The organism is Leisingera sp. ANG-M1 (assembly GCF_000813745.1).
Classification (GTDB): Bacteria; Pseudomonadota; Alphaproteobacteria; order Rhodobacterales; family Rhodobacteraceae; genus Leisingera.
The window spans coordinates 2,877-3,822 of record NZ_JWLC01000065.1 but is presented as its reverse complement, the minus strand read 5'-3'; the positions used below and the strand labels follow the sequence as shown (position 1 = coordinate 3,822).

The following is a 946-nucleotide window of genomic DNA, read 5'->3' as shown; positions in this document are numbered from 1 at the left end:
CTGATTGCGGCGGTGCTGCCCAACCCCAAGGAACGGTCGGCCCGCAAGCCATCGGACTTTGTGCAGCGCCGGGCACGTCAGATCCAGGACGGAGCGGCCACCATCCGCGCAGACGGGCGCGCAGGCTGTTTCGAGGATTGAAACTTCGCCCCGGCCAAGGCATTGCTGGGGCTCATGCTGTAACGTTTGCGGAGATCACCCCGAGCCATGGCGCGCCTGTACCACGTTCCCCTGTCCCCCTATTGCCGCAAGGTTCGGCTGTCGCTGGCGGAAAAGAAGATTGAGGTGGAGCTGGTCGAGGAACGCTATTGGGAGCAGGATCCGGATTTCCTGCGCCGCAACCCGGCTGCCAAGGTGCCGGTGATCCGGCTGGACGGACAGATGATGGCCGAAAGCGCCGCGATTTGCGAATACCTGGAAGAGACCCGGCCCGAGCCGCCGCTGATGCCCAAGGATGCCGAGGGCCGCTACGAGGTGCGCCGCCTGGTCAGCTGGTTTGACGACAAGTTCCATCACGAGGTGACCTCGAAGCTGCTCTATGAGCGGGTGAACAAGAAGATCACCGGCGAGGGTTACCCCGACAGCCGCAACGTCAAGGCCGGCGCCAAGGCGATCAAGTACCATTTGGATTACATGGCCTGGCTGCTGGATCACCGGCGCTGGCTGGCGGGAGACATGATGACGCTGGCGGATTTTGCTGCCGCCGCGCATTTGTCGTCGCTGGATTATATCTCGGATGTGGACTGGAACCGTTCGGCGGTGGTCAAGGACTGGTATGCCAAGATCAAGTCGCGGCCTGCATTCCGATCCATTCTTGCGGATCAGGTCCCGGGCTTTAGGCCGCCGCCGCATTACACCGATCTGGATTTCTGATATCAACCGGGATAGGGGGCGCTGCCCCCGCGGCCCGATGGGCCGCTCCCCCGGAGTATTTTGGGAAAGATGA

1 protein-coding gene and 1 pseudogene are annotated in these 946 nt (G+C 62.5%); both read left to right on the top strand.

What is annotated here, in order from left to right:
• A pseudogene (locus RA19_RS27595) lies at positions 1–141 on the top strand (monofunctional biosynthetic peptidoglycan transglycosylase); the annotation flags it as partial.
• Positions 142–207: 66 nt separating this feature from the next.
• The gene (fzlA, locus tag RA19_RS25330; RefSeq protein WP_019297524.1) at positions 208–873 is read left to right on the top strand and encodes an FtsZ-binding protein FzlA; all 666 of its coding nucleotides are present in this window, start codon (positions 208–210) and stop codon (positions 871–873) included.
• Positions 874–946: the final 73 nt, after the last annotated feature.